General features: G+C 70.2%; 19 protein-coding genes and 1 pseudogene. 8 read left to right on the top strand and 12 right to left on the bottom strand.

Annotated elements, in window-relative coordinates:
* Window positions 1–8 precede the first annotated feature (8 nt).
* Window positions 9–521 (bottom strand): winged helix-turn-helix transcriptional regulator, encoded by a 513-nt coding sequence (locus OED52_RS14655; RefSeq protein ID WP_264151589.1) that lies wholly within the window; start codon window positions 519–521, stop codon window positions 9–11.
* 125 nt (window positions 522–646) lie between these two features.
* On the opposite strand from OED52_RS14655, the gene OED52_RS14650 reads away from it, so the two are divergent.
* Entirely contained in the window at window positions 647–1,384 is a 738-nt protein-coding gene (locus OED52_RS14650) for an acyl-CoA thioesterase (RefSeq protein ID WP_264151588.1), read from the top strand.
* Between the two features lie 91 nt (window positions 1,385–1,475).
* Here OED52_RS14650 and OED52_RS14645 read toward each other — a convergent pair whose 3' ends face one another.
* From OED52_RS14645 to sdhC, 4 genes are read right to left on the bottom strand one after another with little or no spacing between them, the layout of a single operon-like run.
* Window positions 1,476–2,252, bottom strand: coding sequence for a succinate dehydrogenase iron-sulfur subunit (locus OED52_RS14645; RefSeq protein WP_264151587.1), 777 nt, complete (start codon window positions 2,250–2,252; stop codon window positions 1,476–1,478).
* Entirely contained in the window at window positions 2,252–4,003 is a 1,752-nt protein-coding gene (gene sdhA / locus OED52_RS14640) for a succinate dehydrogenase flavoprotein subunit (protein ID WP_264151586.1), read from the bottom strand. Before sdhA ends, OED52_RS14645 begins: the two co-directional genes overlap by 1 nt.
* A 15-nt stretch (window positions 4,004–4,018) precedes the next feature.
* Window positions 4,019–4,459 carry a succinate dehydrogenase hydrophobic membrane anchor subunit gene (locus tag OED52_RS14635; protein WP_264151585.1) on the bottom strand — a complete coding sequence of 147 codons (441 nt, stop codon included), beginning with the start codon at window positions 4,457–4,459 and terminating at the stop codon, window positions 4,019–4,021.
* A gap of 1 nt (window position 4,460) precedes the next feature.
* Complete coding sequence (gene sdhC, locus OED52_RS14630; RefSeq protein ID WP_264151584.1) at window positions 4,461–4,868, bottom strand: succinate dehydrogenase, cytochrome b556 subunit; 408 nt, start codon at window positions 4,866–4,868, stop codon at window positions 4,461–4,463.
* Between the two features lie 252 nt (window positions 4,869–5,120).
* Between sdhC and OED52_RS14625 the strand changes: the two are divergent.
* The 3 genes and pseudogenes from OED52_RS14625 to OED52_RS14615 form a co-directional block, all read left to right on the top strand.
* Window positions 5,121–5,501, top strand: a pseudogene (locus tag OED52_RS14625) (cytidine deaminase); the annotation flags it as partial.
* 97 nt (window positions 5,502–5,598) lie between these two features.
* A complete protein-coding gene (locus tag OED52_RS14620; RefSeq protein ID WP_264151583.1) occupies window positions 5,599–6,879 on the top strand; it encodes a thymidine phosphorylase in 1,281 nt (426 codons plus the stop codon).
* Between the two features lie 19 nt (window positions 6,880–6,898).
* Complete coding sequence (locus OED52_RS14615) at window positions 6,899–7,984, top strand: adenosine deaminase (RefSeq protein WP_264151582.1); 1,086 nt, start codon at window positions 6,899–6,901, stop codon at window positions 7,982–7,984.
* A gap of 55 nt (window positions 7,985–8,039) precedes the next feature.
* On the opposite strand, the gene OED52_RS14610 is transcribed toward OED52_RS14615, so the two are convergent.
* The 5 genes from OED52_RS14610 to OED52_RS14590 all read right to left on the bottom strand — a co-directional run bounded on the left by OED52_RS14610 (window position 8,040) and on the right by OED52_RS14590 (window position 11,320).
* On the bottom strand, window positions 8,040–9,278 hold the full coding sequence (locus OED52_RS14610) for a primosomal protein (RefSeq protein ID WP_264151581.1): 1,239 nt from the start codon (window positions 9,276–9,278) through the stop codon (window positions 8,040–8,042).
* Between the two features lie 83 nt (window positions 9,279–9,361).
* Window positions 9,362–9,661, bottom strand: a complete 300-nt coding sequence (locus OED52_RS14605; RefSeq protein WP_264151580.1) for a YbaB/EbfC family nucleoid-associated protein — start codon at window positions 9,659–9,661, stop codon at window positions 9,362–9,364.
* A complete protein-coding gene (locus OED52_RS14600; RefSeq protein WP_413247668.1) occupies window positions 9,658–9,909 on the bottom strand; it encodes a hypothetical protein in 252 nt (83 codons plus the stop codon). The genes OED52_RS14605 and OED52_RS14600 overlap by 4 nt, the downstream gene beginning before the upstream one ends.
* 107 nt (window positions 9,910–10,016) lie before the next feature.
* Window positions 10,017–10,988 (bottom strand): C40 family peptidase, encoded by a 972-nt coding sequence (locus OED52_RS14595; RefSeq protein ID WP_318841882.1) that lies wholly within the window; start codon window positions 10,986–10,988, stop codon window positions 10,017–10,019.
* Window positions 10,985–11,320, bottom strand: a complete 336-nt coding sequence (locus OED52_RS14590; protein WP_264151578.1) for a type VII secretion target — start codon at window positions 11,318–11,320, stop codon at window positions 10,985–10,987. Before OED52_RS14590 ends, OED52_RS14595 begins: the two co-directional genes overlap by 4 nt.
* A gap of 126 nt (window positions 11,321–11,446) precedes the next feature.
* Between OED52_RS14590 and upp the strand changes: the two genes are divergently transcribed.
* Together upp and OED52_RS14580 are read left to right on the top strand one after the other, a co-directional pair.
* Window positions 11,447–12,070: a uracil phosphoribosyltransferase gene (gene upp / locus OED52_RS14585; protein WP_264151577.1), complete on the top strand. Its 624-nt coding sequence runs from the start codon at window positions 11,447–11,449 to the stop codon at window positions 12,068–12,070.
* A gap of 217 nt (window positions 12,071–12,287) precedes the next feature.
* The gene (locus OED52_RS14580; RefSeq protein ID WP_264151576.1) at window positions 12,288–13,028 is read left to right on the top strand and encodes an MspA family porin; all 741 of its coding nucleotides are present in this window, start codon (window positions 12,288–12,290) and stop codon (window positions 13,026–13,028) included.
* A gap of 31 nt (window positions 13,029–13,059) precedes the next feature.
* Here OED52_RS14580 and OED52_RS14575 read toward each other — a convergent pair whose 3' ends face one another.
* Window positions 13,060–14,526, bottom strand: a complete 1,467-nt coding sequence (locus OED52_RS14575) for a phospho-sugar mutase (protein ID WP_264151575.1) — start codon at window positions 14,524–14,526, stop codon at window positions 13,060–13,062.
* Entirely contained in the window at window positions 14,523–15,335 is an 813-nt protein-coding gene (locus tag OED52_RS14570; protein ID WP_264151574.1) for a purine-nucleoside phosphorylase, read from the bottom strand. Before OED52_RS14570 ends, OED52_RS14575 begins: the two co-directional genes overlap by 4 nt.
* 98 nt (window positions 15,336–15,433) lie before the next feature.
* Between OED52_RS14570 and OED52_RS14565 the strand changes: the two genes are divergently transcribed.
* Together OED52_RS14565 and OED52_RS14560 are read left to right on the top strand one after the other, a co-directional pair.
* Window positions 15,434–16,594 (top strand): M20 family metallopeptidase, encoded by a 1,161-nt coding sequence (locus OED52_RS14565; RefSeq protein ID WP_264151573.1) that lies wholly within the window; start codon window positions 15,434–15,436, stop codon window positions 16,592–16,594.
* A complete protein-coding gene (locus tag OED52_RS14560; protein WP_264151572.1) occupies window positions 16,591–17,748 on the top strand; it encodes a M20 family metallopeptidase in 1,158 nt (385 codons plus the stop codon). The genes OED52_RS14565 and OED52_RS14560 overlap by 4 nt, the downstream gene beginning before the upstream one ends.
* Window positions 17,749–17,756: the final 8 nt, after the last annotated feature.

Raw genomic sequence — 17,756 nt, 5'->3', positions numbered from 1 at the left:
CATCTCACTCACCGGACGTCTCGCGTCTCCCGGGCCTGCTGCTCGGTGAAATTGGGGACGACGCGCAGTTCTCCCAGGGGTACGGGGCGGCCCGACTCGCTGCGGATCTCGATCCGCACGGCTTCGCCCGTCGTGTCGTCCGTGAGGGTCAGTGGGGCGCCGTGGACGCCCTGCAGGTACTTGTCGCCCCACTGCATCAGAGCGAGCACCGCCGGCAGCAGATCGCGTCCCTTCTCCGTCAGCACGTACTCGTGTCGGGTGCGTTGTCCCGGCTCCTTGTAGGGCCGTCGCTCGAGCAGTCCCTCGGCGGTGAGCTCGCGGAGCCGTGCGGCGGCGACCGCCTCTGTGATCCCCACGCGTCGGACGAAGTGGTCGAAGCGGGTCGTGCCGTAGTAGGCCTCGCGGAGGATGAGGATCGCGGACCTGGTGCCGATCACGTCCATGGCCTTGGCGATGGAGCACTCCGTGGGCCGCCATGCGTCCCGATCGGCCAGGAAACCGTCCAGTCGTGCCGTCTCCATGTACTCCAGACTACCCGCTGACTTGTGCAATCCATAGTCAGGGTCCACACTCTGACTATACGAATCCGAAGTCAGCGGTGCGCCGTGTTCGCCGCGGTGCCCGCTCCGTCCCGGGAGCAGAGCCCATGACCACCACCCTCACCCCGTTCCCCGTCCGGTTCGACGAGACCTGGCGCGCCTTCGACGGCATCCACGGCGGCCTGGTGCTCGCCGCGATGCTTCGGGCCGCGAGCGTCGGCACCGGAGCCGTCCCCCAATCGGCCACCGCGCACTTCCACCACCCCGTCCGGCCGGGGCCGGTGGCACCCACCGTCCGGGTCGACCGCGACGGCCGATCCCCCGGAACGACCGTCCTGCTGGACGATTCGGCCGTCGCACTGGTACGCCTGTCGCGCACCCGGACGGGCCCCGAGCACGGACCGCGGCTCGACGTCGGGGCCGACCCGGAGGACTTCGCGGTGCTCGACATCCCCGTCGACTTCGTCCCGTTCTCCCAACACCTCGAGATCCGGCCCGTCGACGCGGCCCGCCCCTTCGCCGGGGGAGCGGAACCCGGATTCGACGTCTGGATCCGCCTGCTGCCCGAGCCGGAACTCACCGGCGCCGAACGCGCCGCGATCCTGCTCGACGCGCTGCCGCCGGGACTGTTCGCCGTCCGCACGACACCCGTGCCGATCCCCACGATGGAACTGACGGTGCACTTCGCGCCCGCGGCCCACACCTCGCGCGGACCCTGGTACCGGTTGCGGCACCGGACGGTGTGGTGGACCGACGACCTGTGCGTCGACGAGACCGAGCTGTTCACCGCCGAGGGGGATCTCGCCGCACAGGCCCGGCAACTGCGCCGCATCCTGGGTCGGTAGGGGCCGACAGGGGAGAAGGAGAACGGGCCCCGGCACGAAGAAAGGCGGGTCCGTCCCGAGAGGGACGGACCCGCCTTCCTGCGAAGAGTGATCAGCGAGCGAACATCAGCGCGCGCTTGACCTCCTGGATCGCCTTCGTCACCTGGATGCCGCGAGGGCACGCGTCGGTGCAGTTGAAGGTGGTGCGGCAGCGCCACACGCCTTCCTTGTCGTTGAGGATGTCCAGACGCTCGGCGGCACCCTCGTCACGCGAATCGAAGATGAACCGGTGCGCGTTGACGATCGCCGCGGGGCCGAAGTAGCTGCCGTCGCTCCAGTACACCGGGCACGAGGTGGTGCAGCAGGCGCACAGGATGCACTTGGTGGTGTCGTCGAAGCGGTGCCGGTCGGCCTGCGACTGGATCCGCTCACGCGTCGGCTCGTTACCCGAGGTGATGAGGAACGGCTTCACGGCGCGGTAGGCGTCGAAGAAGGGCTCCATGTCCACCACGAGATCCTTCTCGACGGGCAGGCCGCGGATCGGCTCGACGGTGATGGTCACCGGCTTGCCGTCCTTGGGTAGCATGTCCTTCATGAGGATCTTGCAGGCGAGACGGTTCACGCCGTTGATGCGCATGGCGTCCGAGCCGCACACACCGTGGGCGCAGCTGCGGCGGAACGTCAGGGTGCCGTCCAGGTAGCCCTTCACGTACAGCAGCAGGTTGAGCATGCGGTCGGAGGGCAGAGCCGGGACCTGGAAGGTGTCCCAGTGCTGACCCTTGCCGTCCTCCGGGTTGAACCGAGCGATCTTGAGCGTGACCATCACCGCGCCCTCGGGCACGGGTGGCAGCGACGTGGCGCCCGAGTCGGTCTTCTCGATCGTAGTCATCAGTACTTACGCTCCATGGGCTCGTACCGGGTCTGGACCACCGGCTTGTAGTCCAGGCGAATGTCGGAGATGAGGTCCTCGCCCACCTTGTACGCCATGGTGTGCTTGAGGAAGTTCTCGTCGTCGCGCTTCGGGTAGTCCTCGCGGGCGTGACCGCCACGCGACTCCTTGCGGTTGAGCGCACCGACGACCGTGACCTCGGCCATCTCCAGGAGGAAGCCGAGCTCCAGGGCCTCGAGCAGGTCGCTGTTGTAGCGCTTGCCCTTGTCGTGGACCGTGATCTCCTTGTAGCGCTTCTTCAGCGCGTGGATGTCGTTGAGCGCCTGGGTCAGCGTCTCCTCGGTGCGGAACACCGAGGCGTTGTTGTCCATCGACTGCTGCAGCTCGGCGCGGATGTCGGCCACCCGCTCCTTGCCGCCCTGGTGCAGGATGAGATCGAGCCACTCGTCGACGTACTTCGTCGGCGTCTCCGGCAGCGGCACGTGCTTGGTGCCGTTCGCGTACTCGGCGGCAGCGATGCCGGCGCGGCGGCCGAACACGTTGATGTCGAGCAACGAGTTGGTGCCCAGGCGGTTCGCGCCGTGGACGGACACGCACGCGCACTCACCGGCGGCGTACAGGCCCTTGACGATCTCGGTGTTGTTGCGGAGCACCTCGCCGTTGACGGTGGTGGGGATACCGCCCATGACGTAGTGGCAGGTCGGGTAGACCGGCACGAGCTCGGTGACCGGGTCGACACCCAGGTAGGTGCGGGAGAACTCGGTGATGTCCGGGAGCTTCTCCTCGAGGACGTCCTCGCCGAGGTGGGTCACGTCGATGTAGACGTAGTCCTTGTTCGGTCCGGCACCGCGGCCCTCGAGCACCTCGAGCACCATCGAGCGGGCGACGATGTCGCGCGGCGCGAGGTCCTTGATGGTGGGGGCGTAGCGCTCCATGAACCGCTCGCCGTCGGCGTTGCGGAGGATGCCGCCCTCACCGCGCACGGCCTCCGAGATGAGGATGCCGAGACCGGCCAGGCCCGTCGGATGGAACTGGTGGAACTCCATGTCCTCCAGCGGCAGACCCTTGCGGAAGATGATGCCGAGGCCGTCACCGGTGAGGGTGTGGGCGTTCGACGTCGTCTTGTACATGCGGCCCGAGCCGCCCGTCGCGAAGACGATGGACTTCGCGTGGAAGACGTGGATCTCACCGGTGGCGAGTTCGTAGGCGATGACGCCGGTCGCGACCGGGCCCTCGTCGGTCTCGGTGAGCGCGATGTCGAGCGCGTAGAACTCGTTGAAGAACTCGACGTCGTGCTTGACGCAGTTCTGGTAGAGGGTCTGCAGAATCATGTGACCCGTGCGGTCGGCGGCGTAGCACGCGCGACGGACCGGGGCCTTGCCGTGGTCGCGGGTGTGGCCACCGAAGCGACGCTGGTCGATCTTGCCCTCGGGCGTCCGGTTGAACGGAAGGCCCATCTTCTCGAGGTCGAGGACGGCGTCGATGGCCTCCTTGGCCATGATCTCCGCGGCGTCCTGGTCGACCAGGTAGTCACCACCCTTGACGGTGTCGAAGGTGTGCCACTCCCAGTTGTCTTCCTCGACGTTCGCCAGCGCGGCGCACATGCCGCCCTGGGCCGCGCCGGTGTGGCTGCGCGTCGGGTAGAGCTTGGTGAGCACCGCCGTGCGAGCACGCGGGCCCGCTTCGATGGCCGCACGCATGCCGGCGCCGCCGGCGCCGACGATGACTACGTCGTAACGATGTTCCTGCATGAAGGTTCGGCTCCCCTAGCTCGCCGGGATGTTGGGGTCGAAGGTGAAGATCACGTAGGTGCCCAGACCCATGATCAGGATCATCGACACGACGAGGATCGTGTTGAGCCAGAACCGGGTGGAGTCCTTACGTGCGTAGTCCGCGATGACCGTGCGCAGACCGTTACCGCCGTGAAGCTGGGCGAGCCACAGCATCGACAGGTCCCAGACCTGCCAGAACGGGCTGGACCAGCGCCCCGCGACGAAGGCGAAGTTGATCCGGTGCACGCCGTCGTCGAGCATCAGCATGATGAACAGGTGACCGAGCACCAGGATGATCAGAGCCAGGCCGGACAGGCGCATGAACAACCAGGCGTAGAGCTCGAAGTTGTTCTTCGCGGCGCGGCGCGGCGCGCGCGGGTTGTCCAGGCCGGCGGGCCGGTCGTAGGCCGTGCCGAGGGTCTTCGCTTCGGTCATGTCAGTGCTCCGCAAACATGTTGTAGAAGATGCGAATGGCGCCGGGGATCATCACCACGAACCAGATCGCAAGGATCGTCCAGAGCATCACCCGCTGGTACTTCGGGCCCTTCGACCAGAAGTCGACGAGCATGACCCGCAGACCGTTGAGAGCGTGGTAGAGAACCATCGCTACCAGCGCCAGCTCCATCAGGCCGACGACGGGATTCTTGTAGGTTTCGATCACCGAGTCGTACGTCTCGGGGTTGACCCGGACGAGGGCGGTGTCGAGGACGTGGACGAAAAGGAAGAAGAACGTCGCCACGCCGGTGATCCGGTGCAAAACCCAGGACCACATGCCGGGATCTCCCCGGTAAAGCGACCGTGTGCGCCCCGGCGATGCGGGGGCGGCTTCAGTCGTGCTGCTCATCGAGTGCTGTGCCTCCAACGTCAATGGTGGACGCGCCGAGCCGCTCCTACCGGGGGGATTCCGCAGTACGGGCCCGACGTGAACCTGAACCGACTTGGCTCGACTCTAGACCCATCCCAAAGTCGGGAACTAATTCCCCGCCTGATTCGTACGGGCCCCCAAAACCGAAGTTAGGTTTGCCTTTCCAATTGTGATCTGGTGCGGTGGGGCTCGTCTACCGTCACCCGCACCACCGTGACAGGATGGGGAACCATGCCGGATGTGGACTGGAAATTGTTGCGCGCCAAAGCACATGAGGCTATGGAGCGTGCCTATGCTCCGTATTCGGAGTTCCCGGTGGGGGCGGCCGGGCTGGTGGACGACGGTCGGATCGTCCTCGGGTGCAATGTGGAAAATGTCTCACACGGCATAGGTCTTTGTGCCGAATGTGTACTCGTCGGTAACTTGATCTGCGGTGGTGGGGGACACCTTCTCGCAGTGGCCGTGTGCGACGCCCGGGGGCACGTCATCACCCCCTGCGGCCGGTGCCGCCAGCTGCTCCTCGAACACGGTGGACCGGCCCTCTGGGTCGACACCCACAGCGGCCCGCGCCCCCTGTCCGACCTTCTTCCCGACGCGTTCGGCCCCGACGATCTGGCCGCTGTGCGCGCGAGCGCCGCAGCCCGTGACACCGCTGTGCGCGCGAGCGCCGCAGCCCGTGACACTGCTGTGCGCGAGGAAGGGGGAGCGGATGCCTGACATCGTCACCCTCATCCGCCGCAAGAGGGACGGTGAGGAACTCAGCGGCGCCGAGATCGACTGGGTGATCCGGGCGTTCACCCACGACGTGATCTCCGACGCCCAGATGGCGGCCCTCGCGATGGCGGTGTGGTTCCGCGGGATGAGCCGGGCCGAGACGGCCCGGTGGACCGCCGCCATGATCGACTCCGGCCGGCGCCTCGACTTCTCCGGCATCGGGCTGCGCACCGTCGACAAGCACTCCACCGGTGGCGTGGGCGACAAGATCACGCTGCCGCTGGCCCCGCTCGTCGCGGCCTGCGGCGCCGCGGTCCCGCAGCTGTCCGGCCGGGGTCTCGGCTACACCGGCGGCACCCTCGACAAGCTCGAGGCGATCCCCGGCTGGCGGGCCGACCTCGACACCGCCGAGGTCGCGCGGATCCTGTCCGATCCCGCCGTCGGCGCTGTGGTGTGCGCGGCGAGCGCCGACCTCGCCCCGGCCGACCGCAAGCTCTACGCCCTGCGCGACGTCACCGGCTCCGTCGAGTCGATCCCGCTCATCGCGAGTTCGATCATGAGCAAGAAGATCGCCGAGGGTACCGGTGCCCTGGTCCTCGACGTCAAGGTCGGCAGCGGGGCCTTCGTCACCGAGCTCGGTGAGGCACGCGAGCTGGCCCGCACCATGGTCGAGCTCGGCACCGACGAGGGGCTGCCCACCACGGCCCTGATCACCCGCATGGACACCCCGCTCGGGCGCACCGCGGGCAACGCGCTGGAGGTGAGGGAGTCGATCGAGGTGCTCGCCGGTGGCGGTCCGGACGACGTCGTCGAACTGACCCTCGCCCTCGCCCGGGAGATGCTCGCCGCCGTCGGTATCGACGACGACCCCGCCGACCGGCTCCGGGACGGCTCCGCGATGGACCGCTGGCGCGCGATGATCGCCGCGCAGGGCGGCGACCCGGACGCACCGTTGCCGGTCGCCACGCACACCGAGACCCTGTACGCCGAGGAGGACGGTGTGGTCGCCGAGCTCGACGCGCTCGCCGTAGGGAAGGCGGCCTGGCGTCTCGGGGCGGGCCGCGAACGCCAGGGGCAGCCGGTGCAGGCCGGCGCCGGTGTCGAACTGCATGCGGTGCGGGGCGAGCGGGTACGTGCCGGGCAGCCGCTGCTCACCGTGCACACCGACACGCCGGGCCGCATCCCCGACGCGCTTGCCGGCCTCCGGGCCGGGATCCGGATCTCCGACACCGCACCGGAACCCCGTCCGCTCGTCGTCGAGCGGATCGCCCCGTAGACGACTACCGTCCGGGGGCATGAACGGTCGGCCCACTCCGGAACTCGTCCGCACCGCTCCCAAGGTGCTCCTGCACGATCACCTCGACGGCGGGTTGCGGCCCGCCACGGTGCTCGAACTCGCCGACGCGTGCGGCTGGTCGTTGCCCGCCGACGACGAGGCCGACATCGCCCGCTGGTTCCGCGAGTCCGCCGACAGCGGGTCGCTCGAGCGGTATCTCGAGACCTTCGCGCACACCGTCGCGGTCATGCAGACCGCCGAGGGTCTCGAACGGGTGGCGCGGGAGTGCGTCGTCGACCTCGCCGACGACGGAGTCGTGTACGCGGAGGTGCGGTTCGCGCCGGAGCAGCATCTCGAGCGCGGCCTGACCCTCGACGAGGTCGTCGAGCACGTCCTCGAAGGTTTCCGCGCCGGCGAGTCGGAGGTGGAGGCGAGCGGGCGCACCATCCGGGTGGGCTGCCTGCTCACCGCGATGCGTCACGCCGCGCGCTCCCGTGAGATCGCGGAACTCGCGGTGCGTTTCCGGGACCGCGGTGTGGTGGGCTTCGACATCGCCGGTGCCGAGGCCGGGAACCCACCCAGCCGGCACCTCGACGCCTTCGAGTACACCCGCGCGGCCAACGCCCACTTCACCGTTCACGCCGGGGAGGCCTTCGGTCTGCCGTCCATCCACGAGGCCGTCGCGTTCTGCGGCACCGACCGGCTCGGGCACGGCGTGCGCATCGTCGACGACATCGACGTCCACGACGACGGCACCGCGACGCTCGGGCTGCTGGCGAACTACGTTCGCGACAAGCGCATCCCGCTCGAGCTGTGCCCGTCCTCCAACGTGCAGACCGGTGCGGTGCGCACCCTCGCCGAGCATCCCTTCGACCTGCTCGCGCGGCTGCGGTTCCGCGTCACCGTCAACACCGACAACCGGTTGATGAGCGACACGACGATGACGAAGGAGATGGTGCGGCTCGCCGAGACGTTCGGTTACGGCTGGACCGACCTCGAGCGGTTCACCATCAACGCCATGAAGTCGGCCTTCATCCCGTTCGACCAGCGCCTCGCCCTGATCGACGACGTGATCAAGCCCGGCTACGCCGTGCTCGTGGGTTGACGGTCGGAATCTGCGTGACCGCGGTGCGGTCGGAACCTGCGCGACCGCGGTGCGGTCAGAACCTGCGCAGCCGGGCCTCGAACTCGCGCTCGAGTTCGCGCCAGGCGAGCGCCTCGGCGTCGAACGGCGGCGACGGCGGCCGACGACCCGAGTCGGGTTCGAGCACGTAGGCGACGAACCAGCCCAGCTCCGTCGACGCGGCCAGCGCGGCATCGGTCGAGTCGTCGTCCGCGTAGTCGGCGGCGTCGGTGAACAGCTCGACCGCCAGCTCGAGCTGTTCGGGATCGACGGCGTCGACACCCTCGGTGATGTCGTCGGCGATGCCGGTGAGCACGTACACGTTGTCGTCGGAGACCGTCACCTCGAGTGAACCGTCGATCGCCGCGACCCGCAGTTCGTCGTAGGTCTCCAGGCCCGCGAGGTCGTGGTCGTGGTTGTCGGCCAGGTAGCGGGCGAGTGCGCGTTCGGACGGGAAGACGTAGATCGTGCCCTCGCTGCCGAGGAACAGGGCGTCGTCGTCGAGGTAGCAGCGCAGGGTGTACAGGCTGCCCTCGGTGGTGATGATCCGGACGGGATCGATGCCCACCCCTACCCAGAAGTCGTCTTCGTCCTCGTCCTCGTCGGTGTCGACGAACTCGTATTCGTCGTCGGAGTCGACGTCCTCCACGGTGTCGTCGATCTCGACCTCGTTCTCGTCGGCCGCGACCAGCTCCGATTCGGCCTCCGACACCGCTGCCGCGGCGACGTCGGGGGTGCTCACCGCGCCGTCGAGGGCGTCGATCACCGCGTCCCAGTCGTCGACGACCGCGCGGCCCACCTCGTTCCACAGGTCGCGGCCGGCCCGGTCCTGGAACGCCGACGGCCCGTGGTCCACGACCGCGGCGATCTCGGGCCGCTCGAAGAAGGACGTGACGGCGTCGAGTTCGCAGGCGTCGCCAAGACCGGCCACGACGTCGAAGACGTCCTGCAGCTTCGACACGACGAGGGGTTCGGGACGCTCGGCGACGAGTTCGGGGACGCCCACCACGTCGAACCGGTGCAGCTCGTCGGGTTCGAACTCCGACGCGGCGAGTTTCGACACGACCGGCCACGTCTCGTGGTCGGCGAGGTCGTTGTCGGCGCCGGACCGGACGAAGGCCACCAGCTCGGCGACACCGGGGAAGACGTACAGGTCGTCGCCGTGGCCGAGGAACGCCTGCCACTCGTCGTCCCCGTCGCGCCAGCGTGGCACCCACAGCGTCACGACGTTGCCGTCGGTGAGACAGAGCTCGATCGGGACGATGTCTCCAGCCATGGCGGGAAGCCTAGCCATCTCGGGCCGCAGAATATAGCCGGGGGCGGCAGAAGATCGGGGCGGTGCCGCGCGGTGCGCAGTTGTCAGTGCAGTGCATCGCGCAGCCGGTCCATCCGTGCGACCCGGTCCGCGGCCGCCGCCCGCGCCGCCTCGTGCACCGTCGCAAGGATCGTCGCGGCCAGTTCCCGCACGTCGGCGCCGCGGATCGGCTCGGCCAGGTGCAGGCCCACGAGCGCCCCGGAGCCGTCCACCCGGGCCACGACCCGGCCGTCGGGGCTCTGCGCCGACACCTCGAGCGCCTGCAGGGATTCCACCGTGTGTTCGAGGGCGTCGAGGCGTGCCCGGGCCCGTTCGACGATCTCCTCGACCAGTTGTTCGCTCATATCCGTTCCTGCCATATCCGTTCCTGCTCTGTGTCGGCGAGGTCCGCGCGGGTGGGCAGCCCCATCCGGGTGAGGATGTGCCGGGGCACCCCGGCGGCGGTGAGCTGCTCGCCGCGGATCACCGCGGCCTCGCGGGCGGCCCGCCGGTTCAGGGCCACGATCTGTTCGGCGAGCTGCGCCGCGCCGTACCGCAACTCGGAGGGGTCGATGCGCAGGTCGACCGGCAGGCCACCGTCGGTCGTGCGCACCGAGACGGTTCCCGCCCGGTTGTGAGCGGTCGCTGTGATCGGTTCCGTGGTGCTGTCCATATCGGGTTGGACGCACCGCGGCGCCGAACGGTTCCGCTCCGCCGGGTTCAGTTCCCGGTGGGCCGGAAGAAGCCGTGGAACGCCATGGACCCGTTCGTGGTGCGGATCGGGGTGACCGACACCGGATCCCCGGCCTCGATCATCATCCCGTTGCCGACGACCATTGCGACGTGGCCGTCCCAGACGGCGAGGTCGCCGGGCAGGACGGCCGCGGGATCGACCCGGGCACCGACGTCCTGCTCCTGGGCCAGGCGCGGCAACTCGACCCCGGCCTGCCCGTAGGCGTACTGCGTCAGGCCGCTGCAGTCGAGCCCCGCGCCGGGGGAGGTGCCGCCCCACACGTAGGGGGTGCCCTGCTGGGAGAGGGCGTGCCGCACGGCGGCCGCCGCGGTCTCGTTGGGTGCGCGGCTGACACTGCCGTCCGGAAGCACCACTTCCACCCCGTTTCGTGCCGGATCGCCGTCGAAGGCGTTCAGGACGGGGCCGGGGTGGTCCGCTTGTGGATCGGCGGGGATCTCCGGCGTGAGCGCCGTGGCCCGTTCGGTGAGGTCGGCGAGGGTCGCGGTGGTCCGGGTCAGTACGTCCAGGCCGGCGACGAGGTGCTCGACCGCCACGGTGAGCAGCATCAGCTGTCCCTGCGGCAGGGCTGCCACCGGCGCGGCCTGCCGCGCGAAGGCGACGAAGGAGTCGACGATGCGCATCAGTTCGGCCGCGCCCGTCGCCACGGTGACGGTTCCCTCGAGGACGAGTTCGGCCAGGGCGAGGCCCCGGTCCGCGGCGGTGAGCACGTCGCCGAGCACCCGCTCGACGCTTCCGATCGCCTCGGTGGCCGCGGTGCCGGTCCACGCCCAGGCCAGTTCGGCGACGGCCGTGCTGCCCTCCGCGTACACCTCCTCGGCCCACTGTGCGCCGAGACGGACGAGGTCGGCGGTCTCCGTCCCGGGTGCAGGAGCGGGACCGAAGGCGTTCAGCAGGTCGGTGAGCGGCGCGACGAGCGGGTCGTTCCCGGCGACGATCACAGGTTCTCCGTCCCGGCCTGCAGCCGTGCCTCGGTGTCGGCGACGGTGCGGTCGTAGGCGTCGGCCGACGCGACGGCATTCGTCCCGATCCCGGCGACGAGCTCACCGAGGCGGCCCAGTTCCCGCACGTGCGCGGCGTGCGTCGCGGTGACCGCGGCCAGGAAGCCCGCCGCGACGGGACCCAGGGCGGTGACCGCCGGACCGGGGTCGCCCTGCCGGGTCCGCGCGGCGGCCTCGAGCAGCCGTGCGGCCAGGGCGTCGGCCCGCACCCCGAAGGTTCTCATCGCCGTCGTGTCGGTCCGCAGGACGTTCTCAACGGGAAGTTCGTTCACCACGCCACCTTTCGTCTCCCGGGGCCGTCGCCGTCGGTGGACGCCGGTCCCCGCCGGCGTTCCGTGGCCCCCGAAGGGTTCGACGCAGCGCGTTCCGCCGCGGTTCCCGCGTTCTATCCTTCGGACATGGACTCGCTCGTCGTCGACCACCCACTCGCGGCTTCCCTGCTCACCAATCTCCGGGACGAACGGAGCGACAACGCCGCCTTCCGGCACGCGTTGCGCCGCCTCACCCAGATGCTCGTCTACGAAGCCGTGCGCGACGCTCCGGTGGAGACGTTCGACGTCCGCACGCCGGTCGCGGTGACCGCCGGTGTGCGCCTGGCGCAACCTCCGCTCCTGGTCCCGGTGCTGCGGGCGGGACTCGGGATGGTCGAGCAGGCGCACGCGCTGATCCCCGAGGCCCGGGTGGGGTTCGTCGGTCTGGCGCGCGACGAGAAGACCTTCGAGCCGGTTCCCTATCTGGAATCGCTGCCCGAGGACCTGTCGGGGCTGCCGGTCTTCGTCCTCGACCCGATGCTCGCGACGGGCGGCTCGATGGTCCACACCCTCGACCTGCTCGTGCAGCGCGGCGCCACCGACATCACCGCCATCTGCGTCGTCGCCGCGCCGCAGGGCGTCGAGGCGCTCGAGCGGTCGGGCCACCCCGTCCGTTTGGTAACGGCGTCGATCGACGAAGGTCTCAACGAGGACAAGTACATCGTGCCGGGACTCGGTGATGCCGGGGATCGGCAGTTCGGACCCCGCTGAGCGCGAGACTTCTGTTGTTCGTGTGACTCGTGGTGCTGGAGTGACACCTGAACCGCAGTCATCTCGTTACACAAAGGGAACCTACAGATCTCGATCCTTCCGTACGCTTCGGTGTGCTCTGTGAAGTGCGCCACGTGAAGACACCAGAGATGGGGGCGACGGAATGGCAGAAACTTTATCCCGCAGAAATATTCGTGGGTGGGCCCGAGGACTGTCGGTGGGGGTGGTCGCCGTCGTGGCCGCCGTGACCGGTCCCGGGTCGGCCGCGGCGGAAGTCGAGAGCTCGCGGATCCTGCCGCTGGAGGGTGGACACGCCATCGAGGTCATCCAGTCCGACATCTCCACGCAGTTCGTCCCGCCGCTCGACAGTTCACCCGTCAGCGCGGAGTTCTTCTACGACGCGGTCTACACCATCCGGATCACCGGACCGGAGGCTGCGGCCTTCACCGGCACCTCGGTGGTCGCCGGCTTCCAGGTCGGTTATCCGGTGGCCCTGCCCGGTGGCGGCATCACCCTCTACACCCCCGGCCTCGAATGGGGCGTCGAGAGCGGTGGCGGGGTCGATCTGGGGCTCGCCGAGGGGTTCTCGCTCGGGCTGAACGCAGAGGCGATCGGGCCGATCGGCGGAGAACCCGAGGACACCGAGGTCGCGGTCGGAGGCGACGTCGGGATCGCTCCCGAAGTGTCCCTCAACGTGGGTGCGGAGTCACTCGGCATCCTCGGCGGCGACATCATCCCCTCGCAGGAGGCCGAGATCCTGCTCGAACCCGGCGGGATCACCGACGTCCCCATCCTCGAGGGCGTCGCCTTCGACGGTCCCGAGACGACGATCCACATCGCGGGCGTGCACGCCTCGATCTCCGGTGTCGTCGGCCCCGTGAACGTGCGCCCGTACCTGAAGGCGATCACCTCGAACGGCGACACCGTCGTGACCTACGGTCCGCCGCACACCATGTGACCCCCACAGGGCGGGATCCGCACAGGACGGATCAGCCGAGCGAGGCCGCCCAGCCGCGCAGCACCTCCAGGGTTGCTTCCGCGGCCGGGCGGTCCCGCTCGTCCACGACCTCCAGATAGAACTTGAGCTTCGGCTCCGTCCCCGACGGGCGGACCACCACCCGCAGCGTCGCCCCTTCGAACACCAGGGCGTCGGTGCGCAGAGGGCCGTCCGTCGCCGCCAGGTCGGTGAACGTCACCGCTTCATCCGCCAGCCGGTCGGGCGGCGCGGTCCGCAACCGATCCATGACGGCGTCGATCCGCGCCGGGTCGTCCACCCGCAGCGAGACCTGCCCGCCGACGTGCACCCCGAACTCGCGGTGCAGGTCGACGAGGGCATCGGTGAGAGTGCGTCCCGCCGCCTTCAGCTCGGCGGCGTAGTCGGCCGCCACCACGGCCGTCGCGATGCCGTCCTTGTCACGGACCGCATCGGGATCGACACAGTGCCCGATCGCCTCCTCGTACGCGTAGACCAGGCCCTCACCGGCGCGGGCGAGCCATTTGAAACCCGTCAGGGTCTGCGCGAACCGTGCCCCGCGCGCGGCGGCCAGCCGGCTCAGCAATGTCGACGACACGATCGTCGTGGCGACCAGCGAGCCCGGCGGTGACGCGGCGAGGATCCGGTCGCCGAGCAGCACCCCGGTGTCGTCGCCGCGCAGCATCCGCCATCCCTGCGCGGTGGGCACGCCCACCGCGCAGCGATCGGCGTCGGGATCCAGCGCGAGCGCGAGATCCGCCTCCACCTCGGCCGCGAGGGCCAGCACCGCGTCGGTGGCACCGGGCTCCTCGGGATTCGGGAAGGCGACCGTCGGGAAGGCCGGATCCGGGTGGAACTGCGACTCCACGACGTGCACGTCGCCGAAGCCCGCCGCCCGCAGCGCCGCGACGGCCGTCTCACCGCCCACCCCGTGCAGCGCCGTCAGCGCGATGCGCAGCGTCCGGTGCGGGGACCGGGGGAGCCCGGCCACCCGCGCGAGATAGCGCTCCACCAGCTCGTCGCCCCGCGACGCGACCGGCGTGCGCGGGACGTCCTCCGCGGCGGGTGCCGCATCGATCGCCGCCTCGATCTCGCGGTCGGCGGGGGAGAGCAGCTGCGCACCGTCCGAGAGGTACACCTTGTAACCGTTGTCGGCGGCGGGATTGTGCGAGGCCGTGATCTGCACCCCGGCCACCGCCCCGAGCGCGCGGACGGCGAAGGCGGTCACCGGCGTCGGCAGCGGGCGCCCGAGCGCGACGACGTCGAATCCCGCGGCGGCGAGGACCTCCGCGGCGGCGGTGTGGAACTCGGCCGAGCCCGTGCGTGCGTCCCGGCCCACGACGACGGTGCCCCCGGCATGGCCCTGCATGATCAGCCACGACGCGAGGCCCGCCGTGGTGCGCACGACCACCGGCACGTTCATGCAGTCCGGGCCCTCACCGACCGGGCCGCGCAGTCCCGCCGTCCCGAACCGCAGCGTCACAGCCGGGCCGCCAGTTCACGCAGCAGATCACCCATGCGGGTCGCGGCGGCACGACCCGCCGCGAGGACCTCGGCGTGATCGAGGTGTTCCCCGGTGATGCCCGCCGCGGCGTTGGTGACCAGCGAGACCGCCAGCACCCGGGCACCGGCGGCGCGCGCGGCGATGGTCTCGTGCACGGTGGACATGCCCACCAGATCGGCGCCGAGGGTGCGCAGCATGCGGATCTCCGCCGGCGTCTCGTAGTGCGGACCGGGCAGCCCCGCGTAGACGCCCTCGCGCAGGCTCGGGTCGAACTCGCGGGCCAGTGCCCGCAGATCCGCGGAGTAGGCGTCGACGAGGTCGACGAACTGGGCGCCCACCAGCGGCGACCGGCCGGTGAGGTTGAGATGGTCGGAGATGAGCACCGGCTCACCCACCGCGAACTCGGGATCGATGCCGCCCGCGGCGTTGGTGAGGATCACCGTGCGGGCCCCGGCCGCGACGGCCGTGCGCACCGGATGCACGACGCGGGAGAGGTCGTGCCCCTCGTAGGCGTGGATGCGGCCCGCCAGGACGAGGACCGACTTGTCGCCGACCCGCACCGAGTGCACCTCGCCCGGATGCCCGGCGGCGGTCGGCGGCAGGAAACCGGGCAGCTCGCTCATCGGCACGGTGGCCACCGGCGCCCCGAAGCTGTCGACGGCCGCGCGCCATCCGGAACCGAGGACGACGGCGACGGAGTGCTCGGGCACCCCGGTGCGTTCGGCGAGGGCCGCGGCGGCCGCCTCGGCTGCGGCGGCGGGATCGAAGGTCTGGTCCGGTACACCCATGGCATCGGACCCTAACCGCAACCGGGTGTTCGTGCCCCGCCGGAACAGGGTGCGCGGATGGATCGATCGGCCCGGGCGGGCATGACAGACTGGACCACGTGACGACCGAATCCGACAGGGCGATCGAGGCTGCTTCCGGGGACCTCATCGCGTTGTCGCATTCGATCCACGCCGAACCGGAACTCGCCTTCGAGGAGCACCGCAGCGCGGCCAAGGTCGTCGAGGTCCTGCGCGAGCACGGTTTCGAGGTGCGGACGGGGATCGCCGATCTGCCCACCGCCTTCGACGCCCGCTACGGCAGCGGCGAGCTCGTCCTGGCGTTCCTCGCCGAGTACGACGCACTGCCCGGCATCGGCCACGCCTGCGGGCACAACATCATCGCTGCCGCGGCCGCCGGCGCCGGGATCGGACTGGCCGCGCTCGCCGACGAACTCGGCGTCACCGTGCGGGTGATCGGCACCCCGGCGGAGGAGACCGGTGGCGGCAAGGTGCTCATGCTCGAGCGCGGCGTGTTCGACGACGTCGGCGCCGCGATGATGGTGCACCCGGGCCCCCAGGACATCACCGGCGCGACCTCGCTCGCCCTCGCCGACATCGCGGTCGAGTACGAGGGCCGCGAGGCCCACGCGTCCGCCGCCCCCGAGTACGGCCTCAACGCGGCCGACGCGGCGACCGTCGCGCAGGTCGCGGTCGGATTGCTGCGCCAGCACCTGCATCCCGGACAGCAGATCCACGGGATCGTCGCGCAGGGCGGGATCGCGCCGAACATCGTGCCGAGCCACACCGAGCTGCTCTACTACCTGCGCGCGGGCACCAGCGAACTCCTCGACGACCTGGTCGAACGGGCCCGCAACTGTTTCGCCGCAGGGGCTCTCGCCACCGGCTGCACCCACCGGATCCGGACCGTGTCGCCGACCTACACCGAACTCACTCCCGACCCCTGGCTGGTGCAGGCATATCGTGAGGAGATCATCGATCTCGGGCGCCGTCCGCTGCCCGTGGAGGAGGAAGGAGCGCGCCCCCTGGGCAGCACCGACATGGGAAACGTGACGAACGTGGTTCCGGGTATCCATCCCGTCATCGGACTCGACTCCGGTGGCGCGGTCACACATCAGGAAGCGTTCGCCGCCGCGTGCGTCACGTGGTCCGCCGACCGCGCGGTGCTCGACGGGGCCCGCGCGCTGGCGCGCACCGCCGCCCGTGCCGCCGCCGACCCGGACCGTCGTGCGGTGTTCCTCGAGGGGGTCGATCGCCGATGAATCCGTACGTGGAGAAGTGGCTCGACCGGCACCTCGACGACCTGTCGGCCTGGCGCCGCCACATCCATGCCAATCCGGAACTCGCACGGCAGGAGTACGCCACCACCGAGTTCGTCGCCAACCATCTGCGGGCCGCCGGGCTCGACCCGAAGGTGCTGCCCCGCGGCACCGGCCTGATCTGCGATCTCGGGCCGTCCGAGGGCCCGCGGATCGCGCTGCGCGCTGACATGGACGCGCTGCCCCTGCAGGAGATGACGGGCCTGCCCTTCGAGTCGACGGTGCCGGGTGTGTCGCACGCCTGCGGTCACGACGCCCACACGACGGTGCTGCTCGGTGCGGGCCTGGCGCTGGCGAGCGTCCCGGAACTGCCGGTGGGGGTCCGGCTGGTCTTCCAGCCCGCCGAGGAGGTCATGCCGGGTGGGGCGCTCGACGTCGTCGCGGCCGGTGGCCTCGAAGGGGTCTCGCGCATCTTCGCGCTGCACTGCGATCCGCGCCTCGAGGCCGGCAAGATCGGCATGCGGGTCGGACCGATCACCTCGGCGGCGGACACCGTCGAGCTCGTGCTCGACTCGCCCGGTGGGCACACCTCGCGCCCGCACCTGACCGGCGATCTGGTCTACGGCCTCGGCGCGGTCATCACCGGCCTGCCGGGCATGCTGAGCCGGCGTATCGATCCGCGCACCGGCACCGTGATGGTGTGGGGCGCGGTGAGCGCGGGCAAGGCCCCGAATGCGATCCCGCGCACCGGCATGCTGGCCGGCACCGTCCGCACCGGCGACCACGACACCTGGCAGCTGCTCGAGCCGATGGTCCGGGAGATCGTCCACGGTCTGCTCGCCCCGACGGGGGTCAGCTACGAACTGAACTACCGGCGCGGGGTGCCGCCGGTGGTCAACGACGAGGTCTCGGCGCGCATGTTCGAGGACGCCATCCGCGCCCTCGGCCCCAACGCCCTGTCCGACACCCCGCAATCCGGTGGGGGCGAGGACTTCTCGTGGTATCTCGAACACGTGCCGGGCGCGATGGGGCGTCTCGGTGTGTGGTCGGGCAGCGGGCCGGAACTCGACATCCACCAGCCCACCTTCGATCTCGACGAGCGGGCGCTCGCGGTGGGTGTGCGGGTGATGACCAATCTCGTCCTGCAGGCCGGCTGAGCGGCCCG

The organism is Rhodococcus sp. Z13 (assembly GCF_025837095.1).
In the GTDB taxonomy this organism is placed as follows: Bacteria; Actinomycetota; Actinomycetes; order Mycobacteriales; family Mycobacteriaceae; genus Rhodococcus; species Rhodococcus sacchari.
The sequence above is the reverse complement of the archived record's forward strand: the minus strand, read 5'-3'. Positions and strand labels throughout refer to the sequence as shown.